The sequence below is a fragment of the Pseudomonas sp. R3-52-08 genome, assembly GCF_003851745.1.
GTDB lineage: Bacteria > Pseudomonadota > Gammaproteobacteria > Pseudomonadales > Pseudomonadaceae > Aquipseudomonas.
On record NZ_CP027730.1, the window covers coordinates 1437907 to 1461813 of the forward strand.

19 protein-coding genes are annotated in these 23907 nt (G+C 61.1%); 5 read left to right on the top strand and 14 right to left on the bottom strand.

Translation table 11 applies throughout. The features are described from left to right. The first annotated feature begins 3 nt into the window (after positions 1 to 3). A complete protein-coding gene (locus C4J91_RS06560; protein ID WP_124361591.1) occupies positions 4 to 3063 on the top strand; it encodes an efflux RND transporter permease subunit in 3060 nt (1019 codons plus the stop codon). Between the two features lie 128 nt (positions 3064 to 3191). Next, a complete protein-coding gene (locus tag C4J91_RS06565; RefSeq protein WP_124361592.1) occupies positions 3192 to 3413 on the top strand; it encodes a hypothetical protein in 222 nt (73 codons plus the stop codon). Positions 3414 to 3474: 61 nt separating this feature from the next. On the opposite strand, the gene C4J91_RS06570 is transcribed toward C4J91_RS06565, so the two are convergent. Genes C4J91_RS06570 through plsB form a run of 3 tightly spaced genes read right to left on the bottom strand, consistent with a single transcriptional unit; the run spans position 3475 to position 7145 of the window. Then, positions 3475 to 4164, bottom strand: a complete 690-nt coding sequence (locus C4J91_RS06570) for a DUF4197 domain-containing protein (RefSeq protein ID WP_124361593.1) — start codon at positions 4162 to 4164, stop codon at positions 3475 to 3477. A gap of 22 nt (positions 4165 to 4186) precedes the next feature. Continuing rightward, positions 4187 to 4588, bottom strand: a complete 402-nt coding sequence (locus tag C4J91_RS06575) for a YbaY family lipoprotein (protein WP_124361594.1) — start codon at positions 4586 to 4588, stop codon at positions 4187 to 4189. Between the two features lie 46 nt (positions 4589 to 4634). After that, positions 4635 to 7145, bottom strand: a complete 2511-nt coding sequence (plsB, locus tag C4J91_RS06580) for a glycerol-3-phosphate 1-O-acyltransferase PlsB (RefSeq protein ID WP_124361595.1) — start codon at positions 7143 to 7145, stop codon at positions 4635 to 4637. Positions 7146 to 7324: 179 nt separating this feature from the next. Between plsB and C4J91_RS06585 the strand changes: the two genes are divergently transcribed. Beyond that, the gene (locus tag C4J91_RS06585; protein WP_057723216.1) at positions 7325 to 7534 is read left to right on the top strand and encodes a cold-shock protein; all 210 of its coding nucleotides are present in this window, start codon (positions 7325 to 7327) and stop codon (positions 7532 to 7534) included. Positions 7535 to 7666: 132 nt separating this feature from the next. Here C4J91_RS06585 and C4J91_RS06590 read toward each other — a convergent pair whose 3' ends face one another. From C4J91_RS06590 to C4J91_RS06605, 4 genes are all read right to left on the bottom strand, one after another. Further along, a complete protein-coding gene (locus C4J91_RS06590; protein ID WP_065932867.1) occupies positions 7667 to 8044 on the bottom strand; it encodes a hypothetical protein in 378 nt (125 codons plus the stop codon). Positions 8045 to 8098: 54 nt separating this feature from the next. Continuing rightward, positions 8099 to 8908, bottom strand: a complete 810-nt coding sequence (locus tag C4J91_RS06595) for a putative RNA methyltransferase (RefSeq protein WP_124361596.1) — start codon at positions 8906 to 8908, stop codon at positions 8099 to 8101. Further along, positions 8908 to 10059 (bottom strand): succinyl-diaminopimelate desuccinylase, encoded by a 1152-nt coding sequence (gene dapE, locus C4J91_RS06600; RefSeq protein WP_124361597.1) that lies wholly within the window; start codon positions 10057 to 10059, stop codon positions 8908 to 8910. The genes C4J91_RS06595 and dapE overlap by 1 nt, the downstream gene beginning before the upstream one ends. Positions 10060 to 10281: 222 nt before the next feature. Then, complete coding sequence (locus tag C4J91_RS06605; protein ID WP_124361598.1) at positions 10282 to 12873, bottom strand: glycosyltransferase; 2592 nt, start codon at positions 12871 to 12873, stop codon at positions 10282 to 10284. Between the two features lie 217 nt (positions 12874 to 13090). On the opposite strand from C4J91_RS06605, the gene tcdA reads away from it, so the two are divergent. Next, positions 13091 to 13900 (top strand): tRNA cyclic N6-threonylcarbamoyladenosine(37) synthase TcdA, encoded by an 810-nt coding sequence (gene tcdA, locus C4J91_RS06610; protein WP_372237484.1) that lies wholly within the window; start codon positions 13091 to 13093, stop codon positions 13898 to 13900. Positions 13901 to 14000: 100 nt separating this feature from the next. Here tcdA and C4J91_RS06615 read toward each other — a convergent pair whose 3' ends face one another. The 4 genes from C4J91_RS06615 to C4J91_RS06630 form a co-directional block, all read right to left on the bottom strand. Further along, positions 14001 to 14408 (bottom strand): SufE family protein, encoded by a 408-nt coding sequence (locus C4J91_RS06615; protein ID WP_124361600.1) that lies wholly within the window; start codon positions 14406 to 14408, stop codon positions 14001 to 14003. After that, on the bottom strand, positions 14405 to 15610 hold the full coding sequence (locus C4J91_RS06620) for an aminotransferase class V-fold PLP-dependent enzyme (protein WP_124361601.1): 1206 nt from the start codon (positions 15608 to 15610) through the stop codon (positions 14405 to 14407). The genes C4J91_RS06615 and C4J91_RS06620 overlap by 4 nt, the downstream gene beginning before the upstream one ends. 68 nt (positions 15611 to 15678) lie before the next feature. After that, positions 15679 to 16713 carry a 2,3,4,5-tetrahydropyridine-2,6-dicarboxylate N-succinyltransferase gene (dapD, locus tag C4J91_RS06625; protein WP_124361602.1) on the bottom strand — a complete coding sequence of 345 codons (1035 nt, stop codon included), beginning with the start codon at positions 16711 to 16713 and terminating at the stop codon, positions 15679 to 15681. Positions 16714 to 16744: 31 nt separating this feature from the next. Then, positions 16745 to 17053, bottom strand: a complete 309-nt coding sequence (locus C4J91_RS06630; protein ID WP_238785995.1) for an arsenate reductase — start codon at positions 17051 to 17053, stop codon at positions 16745 to 16747. 265 nt (positions 17054 to 17318) lie between these two features. Here C4J91_RS06630 and C4J91_RS06635 point away from each other — a divergent pair, with 265 nt between their 5' ends. Next, positions 17319 to 18962 (top strand): Na+/H+ antiporter, encoded by a 1644-nt coding sequence (locus C4J91_RS06635; RefSeq protein WP_124361603.1) that lies wholly within the window; start codon positions 17319 to 17321, stop codon positions 18960 to 18962. Here C4J91_RS06635 and C4J91_RS06640 read toward each other — a convergent pair. The 3 genes from C4J91_RS06640 to C4J91_RS06650 form a co-directional block, all read right to left on the bottom strand. Further along, a complete protein-coding gene (locus tag C4J91_RS06640) occupies positions 18955 to 19695 on the bottom strand; it encodes a M12 family metallopeptidase (RefSeq protein ID WP_124361604.1) in 741 nt (246 codons plus the stop codon). The two genes, C4J91_RS06635 and C4J91_RS06640, sit on opposite strands and share 8 nt — an antisense overlap. A 115-nt stretch (positions 19696 to 19810) precedes the next feature. Then, a complete protein-coding gene (dapC, locus tag C4J91_RS06645; protein WP_124361605.1) occupies positions 19811 to 21010 on the bottom strand; it encodes a succinyldiaminopimelate transaminase in 1200 nt (399 codons plus the stop codon). A gap of 156 nt (positions 21011 to 21166) precedes the next feature. Next, positions 21167 to 23869, bottom strand: a complete 2703-nt coding sequence (locus C4J91_RS06650; RefSeq protein WP_124361606.1) for a [protein-PII] uridylyltransferase — start codon at positions 23867 to 23869, stop codon at positions 21167 to 21169. Positions 23870 to 23907: the final 38 nt, after the last annotated feature.

A 23907-nucleotide genomic window follows, 5' to 3' on the forward strand; every position in this document is an offset into this window, starting at 1 on the left:
CCGATGGGTTTCAATCTTTCCGAGTGGGCGTTGCGTAATCGCCAGATCGTACTGTTCCTGATGATCCTGCTGGCGGTAGTCGGCACCTTGTCCTACACCAAGCTGGGGCAAAGCGAAGACCCTCCCTTCACCTTCAAGGCCATGGTGATCAAAACCAACTGGCCTGGGGCCACGGCCCAGGAAGTTTCACGCCAGGTCACCGAGCGCATCGAAAAAAAACTGATGGAAACTGGCGAGTACGAGCGCATTGTTTCGTTCTCGCGCCCCGGCGAATCCCAAGTCACCTTCATCGCGCGCGATTCCATGCACTCGGCGCAGATTCCCGAGCTGTGGTATCAGGTGCGCAAAAAGATCAGCGATATCCGCCAGACCTTGCCGCCGGATATTCAGGGACCGTTTTTCAACGATGAGTTCGGCACCACGTTCGGCAATATCTACGCCTTGACCGGTGACGGTTTCGACTACGCCGTGCTCAAGGACTACGCCGACCGCATCCAGATTCAGCTGCAACGGGTGCCGGACGTGGGCAAGGTTGAGCTGCTTGGCCTGCAGGACGAAAAGGTCTGGATCGAGCTGTCCAACCTCAAGCTCGCTACCCTCGGCCTGCCAATGGCCGCTGTGCAGCAGGCGCTGCAGGAGCAGAACGCGGTCTCCACCGCAGGCTTCTTTGAAACCCCGACCGAACGGGTGCAGTTGCGGGTGTCGGGTAACTTCAAGAGCGTGGAAGAGATCCGCAACTTTCCGATTCGGGTGGGCGAGCGAACCTTCCGGATCGGTGATGTGGCCGATATTCACCGTGGTTTCAATGACCCACCGGCACCGCGCATGCGCTACATGGGCGCCGACGCCATCGGCCTGGCCGTGGCCATGCGTGACGGCGGCGACATTCTGGTGCTGGGCAAGGCCCTGGAGCGTGAATTCGCACGATTGCAGAAGAATCTTCCGGCGGGCATGGAGTTGCGCAAGGTCTCCGATCAACCGGCAGCGGTGAAAACCAGTGTCGGCGAATTCGTCCAGGTGCTGGCTGAAGCGTTGGCCATTGTGTTGCTGGTGAGCTTCTTTTCCTTGGGGGTGCGCACCGGCATGGTGGTGGCGTTGGCGATTCCGTTGGTACTGGCGATGACTTTCGCCGCCATGTACTACCTCGGCATCGGCCTGCACAAAATCTCCTTGGGCGCCCTGGTATTAGCCTTGGGTTTGCTGGTGGATGACGCAATCATCGCTGTGGAAATGATGGCGATCAAAATGGAGCAGGGCTACGACCGGCTCAAGGCCGCGAGTTTCGCCTGGACCAGCACCGCGTTCCCGATGCTCACCGGTACTTTGATCACGGCGGCGGGCTTCCTGCCGATTGCCACCGCGCAATCGAGCACTGGCGAATACACCCGCTCGATCTTCCAGGTGGTGACCATCGCTTTGCTGGCGTCCTGGGTTGCCGCCGTGGTGTTCGTACCGTATCTGGGCGAAAGGCTCCTGCCGGACCTGGCGAAGATTCATGCGGCTAAACACGGCACCAACGGTCCTGATCCTTACGGCACGCCGTTCTACCAGCGCGTAAGACGATTGGTGGAGTGGTGCGTACGTCGGCGCAAGACGGTGATCGTCCTGACGCTGCTGTTGTTTATCGGCTCGGTTGCCTTGTTCCGTTTCGTGCCGCAACAGTTCTTCCCGGCCTCCGGTCGCCTGGAACTGATGGTCGACCTGAAACTGGCCGAAGGTGCCTCCCTGAGCAACACTGCCGAGCAAGTCAAACGCCTCGAAGCCTTGCTCAAGGAACACGCTGGCATCGGCAATTACGTGGCCTACGTGGGCACCGGTTCACCGCGCTTCTACCTGCCACTCGACCAGCAACTGCCGGCGGCCAGCTTCGCGCAATTCGTGGTGCTGGCCAACACCATCGAAGAGCGCGAAAGCCTGCGCACCTGGCTGATCGAAACCCTGAATGAACAGTTTCCCGAACTGCGTTCACGCGTCACCCGGCTGGAGAATGGCCCGCCGGTGGGCTACCCCGTGCAGTTTCGCGTGACCGGCGAGCACATCGAAGAAGTCCGCGCCCTGGCGCGCAAAGTGGCGACCAAGGTTCGCGAGAACACCCACGTGGTCAATGTGCACCTGGACTGGGAAGAACCGAGCAAAATCGTCTACCTGAATATCGACCAGGACCGCGCCCGCGCGCTGGGCGTGAGCACTGCCAACCTGTCCAGGTTCCTGCAGAGCTCCCTGACCGGCAGCACCGTCAGCCAGTACCGGGAGGATAACGAGTTGATCGAAATCCTCCTGCGCGGCACCGTTCACGAACGCACTGAGTTGTCGCTGCTGCCCAGCCTGGCCGTACCCACCGACAACGGTAAAAGTGTGGCCTTGGCGCAGATTGCAACCCTTGAGTATGGCTTTGAGGAAGGCATCATCTGGCACCGTAACCGTTTGCCTACGGTGACCGTGCGCGCCGATATCTATGGCAAGGAACAACCGGCGACGCTGGTCCAGCAGATCCTGCCGACCCTTGAAGGCGTGCGTGCCGAGTTGCCTGACGGCTATTTGCTGGAGGTCGGTGGCACCGTGGAGGACTCTGCGCGCGGACAGAACTCGGTGAAGGCCGGCGTGCCGTTGTTTATCGTGGTGGTGCTGACCTTGCTGATGCTGCAACTGCGCAGCTTCTCACGCACCGCGATGGTGTTTCTGACTGCTCCCTTGGGCCTGATCGGCGTCACCCTGTTCCTGCTGGTGTTTCGTCAACCGTTTGGTTTCGTGGCGATGCTCGGCACCATCGCCCTGTCGGGGATGATCATGCGCAACTCGGTGATATTGGTCGACCAGATCGAACAGGACATCAAGGCGGGACTGGCGCCCTGGCAGGCGATCATTGAAGCCACGGTCCGACGCTTCCGGCCGATCGTGCTGACCGCACTCGCTGCGGTACTGGCGATGATTCCACTGTCGCGTAGTGTGTTCTTCGGGCCGATGGCGGTGGCAATCATGGGCGGGTTGATCGTGGCGACGGCGTTGACGCTGCTGTTTCTACCGGCGCTTTACGCCGCCTGGTTCAGGGTCAAGCGGCAATGACAGGGGGCATCGCAAGGAACGTTTCTTAAGGTTTCGCCACTCATGGACTACCTGATTACAGGTATTCGGTCCGACGGATTTCATACCGGCGGGCCGGATCTCACATCTGATGATTCAAGGAGTGTCCAATGGGATTTTTCATCGGCAAATCGTTGAGCGTTTCTGTCAGCAGCAGCTTCGGCGGCGGTAACTGCGCAAAGCCCAAGCCACCTGCAAATGACTGTAATGACAAGTGCAAACCCAAACCCAAACCCGACTGCCATGGCGGTGGTGGTTCGATCAAGTTCGGCGTAGGCGTGATGCCGCTGGGTGCGGTGATCTTTGGCGGGCTGGCCGGCAAGTTGTTTTGACGGTGCAGTGAGCGGCTCCCGAGCAGGTGATCTTCCCCGCCTGCTCGGGTGCATACACTGTCTACAGGGCGCCGAACACTTTCTTGGCAAGGCTGGTGGCGGCAGCTGCCGGATTCTTGCGAATCGTTTCTTCCTGCTGCGCGATCATCTTGAACAAGCCGTCCAGCGCCTGTTCGGTCACGTAGTTTTCAACATTGGCGCTTTTGGCGTCCACCGCGCCAAACGCGGCGGCCTTGCCGGCGAGAGCGTTGTACTGCTGGGCCACGCCGACCTTGTCGGTGGCAGCCTTGACGATGGGCAGGAACTTGGCGCGGATTTGGTCGCGACTGCTCTTGTTCAGGTACTGGGTAGCTGAGTCCTGGCCGCCACTGAGGATGCCTTTGGCATCGGTCACACTCATGTTTTTCACGGCATTGACCAGAATCGGCTGAGCCTGGGTAACGGCGGTTTCCGCCGCTTTGTTCATGCTGGTTTCGAGCTGGGTGACCTGATCGCCCATGCCGAACATCTTCAACTTGTCAGCGACCTTGCCCAGCTTGCCTGGCAAGCCGATCTTCACGTCGGGGTTATTGCTGAAACCACCGGGCGTGCCCAGTTGTTTCACGGCGATCTGCGCGCCTTGGGTCAAGGCGTCCTTGAGGCCGCCGCTGGCGTCGCCCTGGGACAGGCTGCCAAGGTCCAGTGCCATGGCGCTGGTGCCCAGCAGCAGGCCGGTGAGCAGGGCCGTGAGGCGAAGAGGGTTACGGAGCATGGGCGCTTCCTTGTGGTTGAATTCAGTGGGCTGCAGCATCGACGCGCACGCGCAGCGGCTGTTGATCCTGGCCGTCGAGCTGTACGGCGTGCCGTTCAGTGGTGATGAACAGTAGCTTGCCATCTACCTCGATGCGAGCGCTGACCGAGTAGCGATGGCCAGGCTTGACCTGCGCCGGGTCATAACTTAAGTGAAACGGCAGCGGCACCTGGCCTTTGATCGGGCCTTTCTGTTCGGCGAGCACCACGGCCGGGGCGTCCATCAGCGACACGTCTTGCAGGCTGACGCTCAAGGTGGCGGTGGGCGGCAGCGCGATGCGTTGCAGGTAGAACACTTCGCCGTCGAGGCTGGCCTTGGGGGTGGGAGACATGGATTGGCAGGCTCCGAGCAGGGCCGTGAGGCCCAGGAGGATGATCTTCTTCATGGTGCAGCTCCTTATCAACGGCGCCGGAAACCGCCCGGCGCCTTGTTCAATCTAGTGGGGATTGCGCCGGTTCCACCGGTTGCTCGGCCGCGCCATCGACGCGATGCAACGCCACTTGGCGGATCGACAAACGAATGTCCGCCGGCAGTACACGCTTGGCCGCGCCTTCGGCCAGCTCGCCGAGCAGGTCGTGATAGCTCAGCTTGCCGGCTTCATCGCGGCGCAGCACATCTTGCTCCAGCAAGGTCTGGATGAAATGTCGGAAAAGGCTCTTGTCGAAGAACTCCGGAGCATTGAGACCATGCAGGATCGACAGCCGCTGGGCCATGATCGTGCACAGGTCTTCCAGCTCCTCGGCGCTGATGCTGTTCTGGCCGCTGTTGAGCAGCAGCGAGATCGCCATGTAGAAGCGTTGCAGGGTCTGGGCGATGCTCTTGGACAGCAGTGTCAATAGCACAAAATGTCGCGAACTCGGCGCCGGGCGCAGGTACACGTTGTTTTCGAAGCGCAGCAGGCCCTGTTCGACGAACGCATCCAGCCATTGGTCGACCACCGCATCCAGCTCCTCCAGAGACCAGCGGATGAACAGCTCCGATTGCAGGTACGGATAAAGCGCATGGGTGTAGCGCAGGATCTGCTCGCGGCTCATCCGCGAACTGCTCTGGAAGAAGCTCGCCAGCAGCGCCGGCAGGGCGAAGATGTGCAGCACGTTGTTGCGGTAATAGGTCATCAGGACGGCGTTCTGCTCATCCAGATAGACGATTTTGCCCAGGGCATCGCTCTGTTCCGACAGCAGCTTCATGTCCTTGACGTGCTTGATCAGCGCCAGGCCGTCGCCTTCCGGCAGGGTGGTATGTGGTGAATAGGGCACGCGGCGCAGCAGCGCCAGGTACAGGTCCAACTGGCGGGCCATGGCCTGCTCATCCAGCGCCAGGCGGGTGGTAGACAGCAGCGCCAAGGCCACCAGGTTCACCGGGTTCACCGCAGCGGCTTCGTTCAGATGGCGGGCCACCTGCTCGCCGAGGCGGTGGGTGGTTTCATTCAGCCAGGCCGGCTTGTAGTTCGGGCCCAGTTCCTGGGAGCGCCAATCCGGTTGCTCGTGGTCGAGAAACTCCGCCAGCTTGATCGGCTCGCCGAAGTTGACCGCGACCTGGCCGAAGCGCTGCTTGAGCGCGCCTGCCACTTTGAAAATATCGAAAATCGACTCTTTCTTCTTGCTCGCACCGCGCAGCTCGCCCAGGTAGGTACGGCCTTCCAGCACCCGTTCGTAGCCGATATACACCGGCACGAACACGATGGGCATGCGCGAAGAGCGCAGGAAACTGCGCAAGGTGATCGCCAGCATCCCGGTTTTCGGCTGCAGCATGCGCCCGGTGCGCGAACGGCCGCCTTCGACGAAGTACTCCACCGGGAAACCCTTGGTGAACAGGGTGTGCAGGTATTCGTTGAATACCGAGGTGTACAGCGGGTTGCCCTTGAAGGTGCGGCGCATGAAAAACGCACCGCCACGGCGCAGCAGGCTGCCGATCACGGGCATGTTCAGGTTGATGCCAGCGGCAATGTGCGGCGGGGTCAGGCCATTCTTGAACAGCAGGTAGGACAGCAGCAGGTAGTCGATATGGCTGCGGTGGCAAGGCACGTAGATTACTTCGTAGCCTTGGGCAACCTGTTGCACGCCCTCGATGTTATTGACCTTGATGCCGTCGTAGATTTTGTTCCAGAACCAGCTCAGCACCACTTCCAGGAAGCGGATCGCCGTGTAGGTGTAGTCCGAGGCGATTTCGTTGCCATAGCGCAGCGCCAGCGCCTTGGCTTTTTCCGGCGAGATTTTCTCGCGCTCGGCTTCGTCGGCAATGGCCTGGCGCACCAGCGGCATATTGACCAGGCCCTTCACCAGGTTGCGACGGTGGGACAGGTCGGGGCCGATCACCGCGGTCTTCAGGTTACGAAAGTGCACGCGCAGGATGCGTTGGGCCATGCGCACGGTGCGTTCGTGCCCTTTATTGTGCTCGATCAATTCACGCAGGTTGATGGGCGCGGAGAATTGCACCCGGGTCTTGCGACCCAGGATCAGAATGCTCAACAACCGGCGCAAACGCCCGGTGACCGCCCAGCTGTCGGCGAACAACAGTTTCCAGGGGCTGGACTCACTTTCGGGGGATTGGCCCCAGAACACGCTGACCGGAATGATTTGTGCATTCTCTTCGGCATGTTCTGTCAGGGTGTTGACCAGGCGCGTCAGGGTGGGCGGTGTGCCGCGCTTGTCCTGGCGGCCGAGCCAATCCGGGTCCGGCGTGAGGTAAAAGAACGCTGCGGGTTCCATCAACGGGCCTACCGAAACCGGCAGCACCGGGCGCGGCAGGCCGGCCTTGGTGCACTCGGTATCGACCACGGCCAATTCGGTCAGGGAGGGCGATTGCAGGACGTAGAACACCGGCCGGCTGCGGTCCAGGTTAAGGGTGAGGGACGACTGGTTGATCGTCTCCGAGCGAACCCAGAGGTACAGCAGTCGACGCAAGGTGCCAAACACCAGACGACGGAACGGGGAGCGGGTCATAGGCGAACTGCTTCAAGTGGAAAAAACCGAGCAGGCGCTCGGGCGGGTAGTGTGCCGTATTCATCGAAAATCGGCAAAAAAGCGGCGATGTAAAGTTGGGTTGATGGTTTTTGAACGTGTCTTATACTCGGCAGTTCAACGCCAGCGACTCAATAATAAAAACCAGTGGGAGTGAACAGATGACAACGCGTGAAACCGGCAGTGTGAAGTGGTTCAACGACGCCAAGGGCTATGGCTTTATCCAGCGTGAAGACGGCAAGGATGTGTTCGTGCACTACCGCGCCATTCGCGGTGACGGCCACCGCTCGCTGGCCGAGGGCCAGCAGGTGGAATACGCCGTGGTGACCGGCGAGAAGGGGTTGCAGGCGGAGGATGTGGTCGGCCTTTAAGACCACTGCTGGACCCCTGTGGGAGGGGGCTTGCCCCCGATAGCGGTGGGTCAGTCACTGTATCTGGTGACTGACACTCAGTCATCGGGGGCAAGCCCCCCTCCCACATTTGACTGGGTTTGCAACTCGGAATCAGGCGGTTTTCCAGGTGATTTCTTCTTCACCATCGGCACTGATGCGCATCCAGCGGTCGGCGCTTTCCTCACCCTCTTCCTCGACCCAAGTCCCCGGCGCGCAGCGCACTTCAACATTCAATGCGGCAAACGCGGCGCGGGCGCAGGCGATGTCGTCGTCCCACGGCGTCTGATCGCTTTCCAGGTACAGGCTGTTCCATTTGCCGACGGCTTTTGGCAGCCAGGTCACCGGCACGTTGCCGGCTTTGCACTTGTAGGTCTGGCCCTTCTGGACCCAGTCGGTGCACGGGCCCAAAGCGGCGCCCAGCCAGGCGGCGATGGCCTTGTAGTCGACGTCGGCGTCCTTCAGGTAAATCTCAATATCGGGTTGGCGCATGGATGTTCCTCGTTGCGGGATTCGAAAATCCATTCGCGGGTGCTGAAAAGTCGGTTATTGAAGCACGAAATAATCGTAGCGCATCGACACGGTCACCTGCAGCGGCTCGGCGGCTTCGATCACCTCGCTGCGGCGCTCGGCGCTCGCACGCCAGCCGTGAGGGGTCATGGCCAGCAGGTTGGCGCGGTCCCCGGGCTCGGTCAGGCGCAGTGTGAACTCAAGGGTTTCACTGTGCGCCAGGCCCATGCCATCCGGCACCAGTGCCAGGTGTTTGTCGTCGGTGTATTCGCGCACTTCGTCGTACAAGCGTTCGCGCAGCTCCATCAGGTGGCCGCGGGTGGGGCCCACCTTCATCAAGCCGCCGCCAGGGCTGAGCAGGCGCTTGGCTTCCTGCCAGTCCAACGGGCTGAACACGCTGGCGAGAAACTGGCAACTGGCATCGGCCAATGGCACGCGGGCCATGCTGGCGATCAACCAGGTCAGCGCCGGGTTGCGCTTGCACGCGCGCTTGACCGCTTCCTTGGAAATATCCAGGGCGTAGCCGTCGGCTTGGGGCAGGGCATCGGCGATTTGCGCGGTGTAGTAGCCCTCGCCACAACCGATGTCCACCCAGCGTTGTGGCGCGCGTTCGGCGGCCAGCTCGGCCAGTCGCTTGGCCACAGGGGCGTAGTGCCCGGCATTGAGGAAGTCGCGGCGCGCCTCGACCATCGCTAAGTTGTCGCCCGGGTCGCGGCTGTTCTTGTGCTGCACTGGCAACAGGTTCAGGTAACCCTGGCGCGCGCGGTCGAAACGGTGCCCGGCGGGGCACGCCACACCGTTGTCCACCGTAGTGAGCGGGGCGCTGCAAAGAGGGCAGGCAAGCATCAGGCGAGCAACTTGATCAGGGTCTGGTAGTAGATTTCGGTCAACACATCGAGGTCGCTGGCGAGGACGCGCTCGTTGACCTGATGGATCGTCGCATTCACCGGGCCCAATTCGACCACCTGGGTACCCAGGGTCGCAATGAAACGGCCATCGGAGGTACCGCCACTGGTGGATGCCTTGGTTTCACGCCCGGTGATCGCCTTGATGCTGGCCGATACCGCGTCGAGCAATGCGCCCGGCTCGGTGAGGAACGGCAGACCCGACAGCGCCCAGTCCACATGCCAGTCCAGGCCGTGTTTATCCAGGATCGCTGCGACCCGCTGCTGCAACCCTTCCACGGTGGATTCGGTGGAGAAACGGAAGTTGAACACCGCTGTCAGGTCGCCGGGAATGACGTTGGTGGCGCCGGTGCCGGAATTAAGGTTGGAGATCTGGAAACTGGTCGGTGGGAAGAAGGTGTTGCCGTCATCCCAATGCTCGGCGGCGAGTTCGGCCAATGCCGGTGCGGCCAGATGGATCGGGTTCTTCGCCAGGTGCGGATACGCCACGTGGCCCTGTACACCGCGCACGGTCAGGGTGGCGCCGAGGGAGCCCCGACGGCCGTTCTTGACCACATCGCCCACCAGCGTCGTGCTCGATGGCTCGCCGACGATGCACCAGTCAAGGCGCTCATTGCGTGCGGCCAGGCGCTCGACCACGGCCTTGGTGCCATGGTGCGCCGGGCCTTCTTCATCGCTGGTAATCAGGAAGGCAACCGAGCCTTTATGGTCTGGGTAGTCAGCGACAAAACGCTCCGCCGCCACCAGCATCGCCGCCAGGCTGCCTTTCATATCCGCCGCGCCACGGCCGCAGAGCATACCGTGTTCGTCGATCAGCGCGTCGAACGGGTCGTTCTGCCAGGCCTGCACCGGGCCGGTCGGCACCACGTCGGTGTGGCCGGCGAAGCACAGCACCGGGCCTTCCTGGTTGCCATGGGTGGCCCAGAAGTTATCCACATCGAAGATGCGCATCGGCTCGAGCGCAAAACCGGCGTCGCCCAGGCGCTGCATCATCAGCTTCTGGCAATCGGCATCGATCGGCGTGACCGACGGGCGACGGATCAGGTCGATGGCGAGTTGAAGGGTCGGCGAAAGGTCGGCATGGACCGTCATGGGAGAACTCCGGAAATCGAGACAGCGACGTTCTAATTGTAGGAGCGAGCTTGCTCGCGAAAAACGCAAGGGCTCCGCGTGCATTCAGGGTGCCCGCTTCATCGTTAACGATTTTCGCGAGCAAGCTCGCTCCTACAGTGATGTGTGCAAGGCGTGTAAAACGGCCGTTATCTTATAGCAAAACGGCGGCCAGAGGCCGCCGTTTAGTGCATTGCGCAAGTTTTACACGGCGGTAACAGGCTCTGCCTTCGGCGCCGGTTTCGGCAGCGACGACAAAAACGCCATGATCAGCGCCGCCAAGTACGGCAGCGACTGCACCAGCAACATTACCACCCAGAAGCGCATGTCATTGCTCGGCAGGCCTTGCACCAGGTAAATCCCCAAGGCGGCGCCCCACAACAGCAGCATGATGAACATTTCTTCGCGGGCTTCGGAAATCGCCACCCAGAAGCCGTGGTTATCCGCGTTTTTCGGTGTACGAAAGAACGGAATGCTGGTGGTGAAGAAGCCGTACAGCACCGCTTTGGCGATGGTGTGCGACAACGCCAGGCCGGCCAGGGCCGCGCAGAAGGCATCCTTGAGGTTTACCCCGACCGCACGGCGGTAGAGGAAGATGATCTTGCCCACCTTGAACACGAACAACGCCAACGGCGGGATCGCGAAGATCAGCAACGGCGGATCGACGCGGGTCGGCACGATGATCATCGCCGCCGACCACAGCAGCGCGCCCACGGTGAAGAAGATGTTCATGCCATCAGCCACCCACGGCAGCCAGCCCGCGAGGAAGTGATAGCGCTGGCCACGGGTCAGCTCGGTGCCTTTGCCGCGCAGCAGGCTGGCGGTGTGGCGCTTGATGATCTGAATCGCACCGTAGGCCCAGCGGAAACGCTGTTTCTTGAAGTCGATAAAGGTGTCTGGCATCAGGCCCTTGCCGTAGCTGTCGTGGTAATACGCCGCCGACAGGCCTTTTTCGAACACGCGCAAGCCCAGTTCGGCGTCTTCACAGATGCACCAGTCGGCCCAGCCGAGTTCTTCGAGCACCGAGCGACGGGTCATGGTCATGGTGCCGTGCTGGATGATCGCGTCGCGGTCGTTGCGGGTGACCATGCCGATATGGAAGAAGCCTTTATATTCCGCATAGCAGAGCTTCTTGAAGGTGCTTTCGTTCTGGTCGCGGTAATCCTGGGGCGACTGCACTACGGCGATTTTCGGGTCGGCGAAATGCGGCACCATGTGCTTGAGCCAGTTGGGCGACACGCAGTAGTCCGAGTCGATCACCGCGATCACTTCGGCGTCCTTGGCGGTGTGCGGGATCAGGTAGTTCAGCGCGCCACCCTTGAAACCGGCCAGGGGCGCGACATGGAAGAACTTGAAGCGCGGGCCCAGGGTTTCGCAGTAGTCGCGCACCGGTTCCCATACCGCCGGGTCCTTGGTGTTGTTGTCGATGATCAGGACTTCGTAGTCCGGGTAATCGAGTGCGGCCAGGGCGTCGAGGGTCTGTTTGACCATCTCCGGCGGCTCGTTGTAGCACGGCACATGGATCGACACTTTCGGGCGGTAGTCCGATTCCCCTTCGACCGGCAGGAATTCACGTCGGCGTTTGTGGGTCCACACCGCTTCCGCCAGTTCGTGGGCTTCGGTCAACAGCACGATAAACACACCCAGGGCACCGAGGGCCAGGAGAATGCCCACGGTCACGCTGAACCAGGTGCTGTATTGCTGGCTGTAGTCGTAGCCGATCCACACCAGCACCGAACCGCACAGGAACGCGATAAACGTCAGGAAGGTACGACCGCGCTGGCGCAGGGCCGAGCCGTCGATCATCAGCAGGGTCAGGGACAGCAGCGCCAGCACCACCGAACCGATGGCCAGCACGCGCCACTGCGGAATTGCTACCACCGGGCCTTCAAAGTTGAATTTCTGCTGACGCGCGGCGTTGAATACGCCCCAATAAGCGCCCGCCGAGCCTTCGTCGCTGACTTTCCAAGGCTGATCGAACGCCTCGATGACAAAGTAGTTGTAGCCCTGGCGATTGAGTTTGTTCACCAGCGTGCGCAGGTAAACCGCCTGGTCGGCAGGTGAGGCTTCATTACCGCCGCGCATGCGTCCGTTACTCGGCCAGCCAATTTCCGACAGCAGCAGCGGCTTTTTCGGGAACAGTTTTTTCAGGTCCCGCGCACGGTCGAGTACATACTGGCCGGCCTTGTCCATCGGGATAAACTCCCAGAACGGCAGGATGTGCGCGGCGATCAGGTCGACGTGCTTGGCCAGTTCCGGGTTTTTTTCCCAAATGTGCCACTGCTCGGAAGTCGTCACCGGAACCTTGACCGCTGCACGCACACGGTCCAGCAGCACGATCAGGTCCTGCGGGGTGATTTCTTCACGGAACAACGCTTCGTTACCGACCACCACGCGCACGACGCTGCGCGAGCTGTTGGCGATTTCGATGGCGCGCTGGATTTCGCGTTCGTTGCGCTCAAGGTCCGGGCTGATCCAGATCCCCAGTGTCACCCGCAGGCCGAACTCTTCGGCCAGCTTGGGAATGTCGCCCAGGGTGCCGTCGACCGAGTAGGTACGGATGTTGTCCGTCAGCTTGCTCATGATCGCCAGGTCCTGGCGCATCTGGTCGTCAGACGGGTACTGGTTTTTCTGAGGATACTGGCCTTGCTGGAACGGCGAGTAAGAGAACCCGGAGATCTGTTCGGGCCAGTTGGGAGCGGTGACCGGGCGGTTGATCAGCGCCCAGAAGCCAGTGAACAGCGCGGCGATTGCCAGCACGATCACCAGGTTGAGTCCAAATTTACGCGATGCCATGGTTATTTCGGGTTCCAAAGGGTGTGGAACGAAAAGAGGTGTCGGCCTGCACCGAACGGCGCGCATCCTACACCGGCCTTTCCCTGAGCGTACAGCAGACAGAGAAAAGCCGGACGTTAGTCCGCGAATGTTCACCTAAGTTCTTTACTTGTAGCTGGAAGCTTCGAACTTGTCGCGGCGTAGTCCATAATGCGCGCCGGTTTTTAGGGTAATGGTCATGAGCACAGAAGATCCGCGGTTTGCAGGCGTCGCCCGCTTGTATGGCATTGAGGGCCTGGAACGCTTGAAAGCGGCCCATGTGGCGATCGTCGGCGTCGGCGGCGTGGGCTCGTGGGCGGCGGAAGCGATAGCCCGTTGCGGGGTGGGCGAGATTTCGCTGTTTGACCTGGATGACGTTTGCGTCAGCAACAGCAACCGCCAGCTGCATGCGCTGGACAGCACCGTGGGCAAACCCAAAGTCCAGGTGATGGCCGAACGCCTGCGCGGTATCAACCCGGATTGCACCGTGCATGCGGTGGCGGACTTCGTTACCCGCGACACCATGGCCGAGTACATCACCCCGAACATCGATTGCGTGATCGACTGCATCGACGCGGTCAACGCCAAGGCGGCACTGATTGCCTGGTGCAAGCGCCGCAAGATCCAGATCATCACCACCGGTGGCGCTGGCGGGCAGATCGACCCGACGCTGATCCAGGTGTGCGACCTGAACCGCACCTTCAACGACCCGCTGGCCTCGAAAGTACGCTCCACTCTTCGTCGTGACTATGGCTTCTCACGCACGGTAACCCGCCATTACAGCGTGCCCTGCGTGTTTTCCACCGAGCAGCTGCGCTATCCCAAGCCGGACGGCAGCATCTGTTTGCAGAAGAGTTTTGTCGGCGACGGCGTGAAGCTGGACTGCGCGGGAGGGTTTGGCGCGGTAATGATGGTGACCGCTACGTTCGGCATGGTGGCGGCGACCAAGGCGGTGGACAAGATTGTGGCTGGGGTTCGCCGGCCGTCGGAGCGGGTCAAGCCTGCCTGAAAATGTGGGAGGGGGCTTGCTCCCGATAGCTTAGTGTCAGTCACTGAATAAGTTGACTGATCCACCGCAATCGGGGGCAAGCCCCCTCCCACATTTGGTTTTATGTATGGCTGAGTTCGCGCATGCGCTGCAGGACTGCATTCAAGCCGTTGCTGCGTGACGGTGACAATTGTCGCGACAATCCGAGTTGAGCAAACCATCCGGGCAGATCAACCGCCTGCAACTCAGCCGCCGACAACCCATTCACCCGCGCCAGCAACAACGCCACCAGTCCACGAATCATCCGCGCCTCGCTGCTGGCGGCAAACTGCCAGTGGCCATTGTGCAAATGCCCCACCAACCACACCAGGCTCTCACAGCCCTGTACGAGGTTGGCATCGACCTTGTCCTCATCCGCCAAGGCGGGCAGGCGTTCACCCCATTGCATCAGCATTCGGGCGCGTTGTTCCCAACTGCCGACTGACTGAAAGGCTTCCAGCGCAGCCACCGCATCCACCGGCAAGCTCATCGCAGCATCTCCAGCGCCTGGTCCAGCGCTTCAAAAAAGCGTTCCAAGTCATCGGAGTCGTTGTACAGCGCGAGGGACACGCGAATCGCCCCCGACAGTTGCAGCATCTTGAGCAGCGGCATCGCACAGTGATGACCGGCACGCACGGCGATCCCCTGCTCGGTCAGCAGGTGCGCGAGGTCGGCGTTATGCACGCCCTCGACCACAAAGCTGACCAGCGCCACCTGCGGCGCGCCGAGTATGCGCACGCCATTGCGCGCTTTTAAGCCGCGCAGCAAATAATCGTGCAGTGCCGCTTCATGCCTGACCACCGCCTGTGGATCCAGCGAAGTCAGGTAATCCAGGGTCGCACCCAGGCCGATCACGCCAGCTATCGGTGGCGTTCCCGCCTCAAGACCCAGGGGGGCAGGGCGGAAGCTGGCGCTGTGGTAATCCGCCTGTTGCACCATTTCTCCGCCAAACTGCCAGTGACGCAGGTGATGCAAGGCCTCGTGGCGGCCATAGAGCACGCCGACCCCGTCTGGGCCGTACAGTTTGTGACTGGAAAATACATAAAAGTCGCAGCCCAGAGCCTGCACGTCGTGGCGGCCATGGACGATGCCTTGGGCACCGTCGACTACGGTCAGCGCGCCGTGGCTGCGGGCCAGCTCGAGCAAGGCGTCGAGCGGCTGCCAGGTGCCGAGTACGTTGGATAACTGGCTGACCGCCAACAACCGCGTGCGCGGGCCGATCAGCCGTTCGGCGGCGTCAAGGTCGATCACGCCGTCAGCGTCCAGGGGCAGTATCACCAGCGTCAGTGCGCGACGTCTGGCCAGTTGCTGCCAGGGCAACAGGTTGGCGTGGTGCTCCAGGGCGCTGATGGCAATCTCATCGCCCGCATCGAATAAGTGCTCGAGGCCGTAGGCCAGGAGGTTCAGCGCAGAGGTTGCGCCGTGGGTAAACACCACCTGCCCGCTGTCGCCCGCATTCAACCACTGCGCAACCTTGCTGCGACTGTCTTCAAACGCCTGGGTCGCATGGGCTCCCGGCAAATGCTGGGCACGGTGCACATTGGCTGCGCCATTGGCGTAGTAATGGCTGATTGCATCCAGCAGGGCTTGGGGCTTTTGCGTGGTGGCGGCGTTGTCCAGGTAGGTCTGGTCTTGCCGTTGCAGGGTGGCGATGGCTGGAAAGTCCGCACGCCAAGGGGAGGGCACAAGCATGATGTTCAAGACTCGTATAAGCGGGCCGCAACCCGAAGGTGCGGCCCACTGGGGCATCGAGTGGCTGCTTAGTTGTGAGCGTGCAGCGCTTCGTTCAGTTCGATGGCCGATTTGTGGGTTTTGCACTCCACGGCACCGGTCTCGGAGTTGCGACGGAAGAGCAGGTCCGGCTGGCCGGCCAGTTCACGCGCCTTGACCACTTTGACCAGTTGGTTCTTCTCGTCCAACAGCGCAACTTTGGTCCCGGCGGTCACGTACAGGCCGGACTCCACGGTGTTGCGGTCGCCCAGCGGGATACCGATACCGGCATTGGCGCCGATCAGGCAGCCTTCGCCGACCTTGATCACGATGTTGCCGCCGCCCGACAGGGTACCCATGGTCGAGCAGCCGCCGCCCAGGTCGGAACCCTTGCCGACGAACACGCCAGCCGATACACGGCCTTCGATCATGCCCGGGCCTTCGGTGCCGGCGTTGAAGTTGACGAAACCTTCGTGCATGACGGTGGTGCCTTCGCCCACGTAGGCGCCCAGGCGCAGGCGGGCGGCATCAGCGATACGCACACCGCTCGGTACGACGTAGTCGGTCATTTTCGGGAATTTGTCTACCGAGAACACTTCCAGCAGCTCGCCGCGCAGGCGCGCTTCCAACTGGCGTTCGGCCAGTTCGGCGATGTCGATGGCGCCCTGGCTGGTCCAGGCCACGTTCGGCAGTTGCGGGAACACGCCGGCCAGGTTCAGGCCGTGGGGTTTGACCAGGCGGTGGGACAGCAGGTGCAGCTTGAGGTAGGCCTCAGGCGTGGAGGTCAGGGCGGCGTCTTCGGCCAGCAAGGTCGCAACCAGCGGCGTATGGCTTTCAGCCAGGCGGCTCAGCAGCGCGGCCTGGGCGGTATCGACGCCTTTGAGCGCGTCGGCCAGTTGCAGGGCCTGGGTGACGGTGAAGGTAATCGCCTGGTTGCCTTCGGTGTAGCCGAGGATCGGCGCGATGGCCGCGACGATGTCAGCCGATGGGTTGAGCAAGGGCTGTGCGTAAAACACTTCCAGCCAAGCACCTTGGCGGTTCTGAGTGCCGACGCCGAAGCCCAGGCTGAACAGGGAATTGGACATGCTGTTACCTCTACAAAAATGGAAGGCTGGCCTACTTGAGGGCCGCCGAATAACTATCTGGCTTGAAGCCAATCAGGGTTCTGTCACCGAGATCAAGCACCGGGCGCTTGATCATCGAGGGTTGCGCGAGCATCAATTCAATGGCTTTCGACTGATCGAGATCGGCTTTGCGTTCGTCTTCGAGTTTGCGAAAGGTGGTGCCCGCACGGTTCAAAACCACCTGCCAACCGTGCTCGTCGCACCATTGGGTCAAGTGTTCGCGGTCGATACCGGCCGTTTTGTAATCATGGAACTCATAGCTCACAGCGTGCTCATCAAGCCAGGTGCGCGCCTTTTTCATGGTGTCGCAGGCTTTGATGCCGAAAAGGTGCAAGGTTTTGCTTGAAGCGGTCAAGGAATTGCCCCCTTTGGATGAATGAAAAATGAAAGATCGCGGATTATGCCACGCCCAGCGCGTTTCGGCGCCGTTCGTCAGCGCTGTGCGACGTTTGTGCAAAAGGCAGTGCGCCGCATAGCCGGTTACCATAGCCGGGTAATATGGCACTTCAACGGCCAGTTGTTGCCTCATGTGTCGTTGCAAGTCGATTGTCTGGGAAACCCGCGTTATGCAAACCGCCTACACCGTTCTTATCCTACTGATGCTGGTCAGCGTGTCGCGTCTGATCGGGCGCATCATTCCCCTGCCGCTGCCGCTGGTACAGATTGCCGCCGGGGCCCTGCTGGCCTGGCCCACGTTGGGGCTGCATGTGGCGCTGGACCCGGAGCTGTTCCTGTTTCTGTTCTTGCCGCCGCTGCTGTTTTCCGATGGCTGGCGCATGCCCAAGCGTGAGCTGTGGCGCCTGCGCGGGCCGATCCTGACGTTGGCGGTGGGGTTGGTGCTGTTCACGGTGGTCGGTGCGGGTTATTTCATTCACTGGATTCTGCCGACGATTCCGTTGCCGGTAGCCTTTGCCCTGGCGGCCGTGTTGTCGCCGACGGATGCCGTGGCGGTGTCGGCCATTGCCCAGAACCGCCTGCCCACCCCCTTGATGCATATGCTCCAGGGTGAGGCCTTGATGAATGATGCGTCGGGCCTGGTGACCTTCAAGTTTGCCCTGGCGGCCGCGTTGACCGGGGTGTTTTCCCTGGCCGATGCCAGCCTGACCTTTGTCTTGGTCGCCGTGGGTGGGCTGGCAGTCGGTGTGGCGTTGAGCTGGCTGGTCGGTCGCCTGCGCGCCTGGATGATTGCACGGGGCTGGGATGACCCGGCCACCCACGTGGTGTTCATGTTGCTGCTGCCCTTCGCGGCCTACGTACTGGCGGAACGCTTGGGCGCGTCGGGCATTTTGTCGGCCGTGGCGGCGGGCATGATGCAGAGCTGGCTGGACCTGCTGCCGCGTCAAACCAGTACACGCCTGCTCAATCGCAGTGTCTGGTCGCTGCTGGAGTTTGCCTTCAACGGCCTGATCTTTCTGCTGTTGGGCCTGCAACTGCCGGACATTATCAAGGCAGTGGTGAGCCATGAGCCGACGTTGTGGCCGACCTTGATGTACCGCTGCCTGGACGTGATTGCGATCTTCGTGGTGCTGGTGGTGTTGCGCTTTATCTGGGTTCAGAGCATTTGGCGGCTGTCAGGCTTGCTGCGTCGCGTGCGTGGCAAAAGCGAGCTGACCCTGGTGCCCACGGCGCGATCCTGTTGGCTGCTGACGGTGGGCGGCGTACGCGGTGCGGTGACACTGGCGGGCGTGATGTCGGTGCCATTGCTGCTGGCGCCGGGCCAGGCTTTTCCGGAGCGCGACCTGCTGATCTTTATCGCGGCCGGCGTCATTCTGTTGTCGCTGGTCGCCGCCTGTATCGCGCTGCCGTTGCTGCTTCGCGGTATCGAAAAGAGTCCCGATGAAAAGCGTCACCGAGAGGTTCGCGAGGCCTGGAAAAAAACCGCCGTGGCAGCGATCCATGCGCTGGAAGCTGAAGAGCCTGATGAAACCGCAGTGTCGGATGCGGCTCAAGCGGCATTGGCCACTGAGCTCAAGGCGCGATTGATGTCGGAATATCGCCACCAGCTTGAGGTATTCAACGATTCCGCCGAAGCCCAGGCCCTGGCGCTGCAGATGGACCAGCTGGAACGCAAGCTGCGGCTCAAGGGGCTGCGTGCGCAGCGGTTGGAGTTGTATCGTTTGAGTCGCCAACATCAAATTGGCGATGATGTATTGCGCGAAGTCCTGGCGGATCTGGATATGAGTGAAGCGAACTTGGGCAGCATCAAGTAGTTTGGGCGTTGATCATTACGCGGATGCCGGTACTGAGCAGTTTGCCGAGCAGTGTTTTATCCTCCGGGTACAGTGTCTGCACAAAACTTTTATCGCCTTCAGATAGTTTGAAGTTGCGCGGGATGGGTTTTCCACTGTTCAGTCGTGAGGCGTGAACCTCATAGTGCATGATGGATTTGTCATCATAGTTTGAAGTTTTTACCTGTCTGCGCGAAAAGGGGCGGAGGATATCGTTGTGGGCCTTAGACGAGGGTTCTCCTCTCGATGCATATTCGTCATGGATGTTCTGTCTGTTCAGGTCCAACGTCCGATCAGGGTGCTGATGCTCATGCTTGAGGCCGAGGGCGTGGCCGAATTCATGCTGGATCGTTGCGGCGACGCTGTCTGGCGAGCGGGTGAAGTCAATGCCCATGGTCGGTTTGGATAAAGGCACCTTCTTTGCGCCGGTGCCCACGTTTGACCATCCCGATCCGTTGTCAGCGTCCGTAGTGATGCGGATGTCGCCATTGGGGCTGTTGGTGAACTTGAAGTAGAGATTGGTATGCGGCGCCCATGCGTTGATGTTGTGCTTTACAAACGCTTTTTGTTCTGGGGTCATGTTCAGCAGGGAGATAGTCAGCACCGAATGCTGAGGCCATAGTTTGTCGGGCATGGCGACGCCGCGCTTACTTCTATTGAGCGGCGCGGTGACGCAATGAGCAGAAGGCGAAGTGGGCGAAATCGTGAGAGTCATGGGGTTCACCTAAGTGTTTATATAAACTTAGGTGTAAGGTTTGCGTGTTTCTGTTCCCTCTCAATGATTGCAAGAAACAACGCTGGAGGCCGCCCCGTTGGGAGCGGCTTGTGTCTCAACCGCGGCGCTGGATGAAATCGCGAATCCGCCCAGCCGCTTCGACACATTCGGCCAGCGGTGCAACCAATGCCAGGCGCACACGCCCGGCGCCTGGGTTGAAGCCATCCACTTCGCGGGACAGGTAAGAGCCCGGTACCACCGTCACATGTTCCTCCACGAACAAATCACGGCAGAAAGCAGCATCGTCCCCGTTCACATTCGGCCACAAATAAAAGCCACCGTCCGGGCTTTGCACGTCCAGCACCGGTTTGAGGATCGCCAGCACTGCGTCGAACTTCTCGCGATACAGGTCACGGTTGGCCTGTACGTGCGCTTCGTCCTGCCAGGCGGCGATGCTGGCCAGTTGGGTTTGCACCGGCATTGCGCAGCCGTGATAGGTGCGATACAGCAGGAAAGCCTTGAGAATCTCAGCATCGCCAGCGACAAAGCCCGAACGCAGGCCCGGCAGGTTGGAGCGCTTGGACAGGCTGTGGAACACCACGCAACGCTTGAAGTCCTGGCGACCCAGTTCGACACAGGCGCTCAGCAGGCCTGGCGGCGGGGTTTGCTCATCGAAGTACAGCTCGCTGTAGCACTCGTCGGCGGCGATCACGAAATCGTATTCATCGGCCAGGGCGATCAGCTTTTTCAGGGTGTCTACCGGAATCAGCGCGCCGGTCGGGTTGCCCGGGGAGCACAGGAACAGGATCTGGCAACGTTTCCAGATGTCCGGCGACACGGCATCGAAGTCCGGGTTGAACCCATTGGTGTCCAGGCACGCCAGGTAATGCGGCTTGGCACCGGCGAGGAACGCGGCGCCTTCGTAGATCTGGTAGAACGGGTTCGGGCTCACCACCAGCGCGTCGTCACCGCGATTGACCACGGTCTGGGTAAAGGCGAACAGCGCCTCGCGTGTGCCGTTGACCGGCAGGATATTGCGCGCCGGGTCCAGCCAGCCTGCAGGTACGTTGAAGCGGCGCTCGCACCAGGCGCCAATGGCCTCGCGTAATGCGGGGATGCCCAGTGTGGTCGGGTACACCGCCATCTGGTCCAGGTTGTTGCTCAGCGCCTCGGCCACGAAACTCGGTGATTTGTGCTTGGGCTCGCCAATCGACAGGGCAATCGGGCGTTTGGCCGGGTTGGGGGTGACACTGCCGAGCAGGGCGCGCAGTTTCTCGAATGGGTAAGGCTGCAGCTGGTTCAGGGCGTTGTTCATCGCAAGTCTCGTCAATTCAGTTGTCGGCACGCGGTCTGGTTGCCGGCGGAAATTCAATGTGGGAGGGGGCTTGCTCCCGATTGCGTTGTGTCAGTCAGCTGATCTTTATCTGATCCAATGCTATCGGGAGTAAGCCCCTCCCACATACGCCGGTGTTCATAGGGTCAGGCGCGTCAGCGCGACGCCGGGTTCCTGGGTCACGCTCAATTGCTCCACGATCGCATCCTGCAAACGGCGGCACAGCTCAGGGTCGGACAGCGGCTGGTTATCGGCGTCGGTGATGAAGAACACGTCTTCCACGCGCTCGCCGAGGGTCGCAATCTTGGCGTTCTGCAGCGACAGGTCGAACTCCAGGAAAATCCCGCCGATGCGTGCCAGCAGACCTGGCCGATCCGGCGCGCTGAGCTCCAGCACGGTTACCGGGCGCTGGGCGTCGTTGGAGATCGTCACCTGCGGCGCAAAGGCAAAGTGCTTGAGCTGGCGCGGTACCCGGCGCTGGATGATGGTCGGGTAATCATCCGGGTTGCGCAGGGCTTCGGTCAGGCCTTCGCGGATCTTCTTCACACGCACCGGATTGTCGCCAATCGAGTCGCCTTCGGTGTCGAGCACAATATAGGTGTCGAGGGTGAACTGGCTGCTGGAGGTGATCACCCGCGCGTCATGAATGTTCAGGTTGAGCTGGTCCATGGCCGCCACGGTTACGGCGAAGAAGTCATGTTGGTCCGGCGCGTAGATAAAAATCTGCGTGCCGCCTTCGAATTCGCGCTGGGTGGTTTCCTTGATCAGGACCAGCGGGCCGCCATCGGCCGGCTGTTGAAGGATGGCGTCGGTGTGCCAGGCGACATCGCCGGCGGTGTGGCGCAGGAAATAATCGTCACCCAGTTGCGACCACAGTTGTTCGACATCGTCCGGGTCGTTGCCGCCGCGCACCAGGATATCCAGGGCCGCGCTTTGGGTGCGGCGGATCTGCTCTTCGCGGTCTACCGGGTTTTCCAGGCCGCGGCGCAGGGCGCGCTTGGTCTCGGTGTACAACTGGCGCAACAGGCTGGCGCGCCAGGAGTTCCATAACGTCGGGTTGGTGGCGTTGATGTCGGAGACGGTCAGCACGTAGAGGTAGTCGAGGCGGGTTTCATCGCCGACGATCTGCGCGAAGTCGTGGATCACTTGCGGGTCGGACAAGTCCTTGCGCTGGGCGGTGGTCGACATCACCAGGTGGTTCTGCACCAGCCAGACGATCAGGCGGCTGTCCCACAACGGCAATTGGTGGCGTTGGCAGAACGCTTCGGCATCCACCGCGCCGATCTCCGAATGGTCGCCATGCCGGCCCTTGCCGATGTCGTGGTACAGGCCGGCCAGGTAGATCAGCTCTGGCTTGGGCAGCTTGGCCATGAGCTTGCTGGCCAGTGGGAATTTCTCTGACACCTGGGTGTACTGCAACTTACGCAAGTGCTTGATCAGGTTCAGGGTGTGGGCGTCCACGGTATAGATGTGGAACAGGTCGTGCTGCATCTGCCCGACGATAAAGCCGAACTCCGGCAGGTAGCGCCCGAGGATGCCGTAGCGGTTCATGCGCCGCAGGTTGCGGTGGATGCCGATCTTGCACTTGAACAGTTCGATAAACAGGCTGGTGTTGCGGATGTCATGACGAAACTCATCGTCGATCAGATGACGGTTTTCCCGCAGCAGGCGAATGGTATCGGCGCGCACGCCTTTGATTTCCGGCTGCTGGGCCATCAGCACGAAGATTTCCAGCATGGCGAACGGCGTGCGGCGGAATACGTTGTCGTTGCGCGCCTCGATGTAACCGTCGTGCAGCTGGAAGCGCGAATTGATCGGTTGTGGCGGCGCTTCGTCTTCGGGGGCCAGGATCACTTCTTCGAAGTGCTGGATGATCAGGTCGCTGAGCTGGGCAATGCTCATCACTACCCGGTAGTACTGCTGCATGAAGCTTTCGATGCTGGTCTTCGCGTCTTCGCCTTCAAAACCCAACAGGGTCGCGATGGAGCGCTGGTGGTCGAACAGCAGGCGGTCTTCCGAGCGCCCGGCAAGCATGTGCAGAGCGTAGCGCACTTTCCACAGGAACTCCTGGGACGAGGCCAGCAGCGCGTTTTCGCTCTCCACCAGAAAGCCTTCGCCGGCGAGGGCGCGCAGGTTCAGGGTGCCGTACTGGCGACGGGCTACCCACAAAATCGTCTGGATATCGCGCAGCCCGCCTGGCGAGCCTTTGACGTTGGGTTCCAGGTTGTATTCGGTGTCGTTGTATTTGTGGTGCCGCGCCTTTTGCTCGGCACGCTTGGCCAGGAAAAAATCCTTGCTCGGCCACATGTGTGCGGTGTTGGTGACTTCGAGCATGCGTTGGCGCAGGCGCTCGGGGCCGGCGATGGTGCGGCTTTCCATCAGGTTGGTGATGACGGTCAGGTCGGCGCGAGCCTCTTCGGCGCATTCGTCCACCGAGCGTACGCTCTGGCCGACTTCCAGGCCGATGTCCCACAACAGCGTCAGAAACCGCTCGATGGAATCGCGAAAAATCTCATGGTCGGCGCTGTCCAGGAGAATCAGCAGGTCGATGTCGGAGTAGGGGTGCAACTCACCACGGCCGTAGCCGCCGACCGCGACCAGGGCGATATCCGCCTCGCTGCTCCAGCTGAACTGTTCCCAGGCTTTTTGCAGGATATTGTCGACGAACCAGGCGCGGTCCTCGATCAGCCGGCGTATGTCGCGGCCGCTGCGAAAGCGCTCATCGAGCACCTCGCGGGCCTGGCGGATCGCCTTCTTGAACGCGGCGATAGGGCTTGCCTTCAGCGCCAGTTCGGCCTGGAACTGGCCACGGTCGAAGAGTTCGGGATCCACCTGGGGCATCGATCGGCTTTCCTTTCTATCTATCAGTCATTCACAAA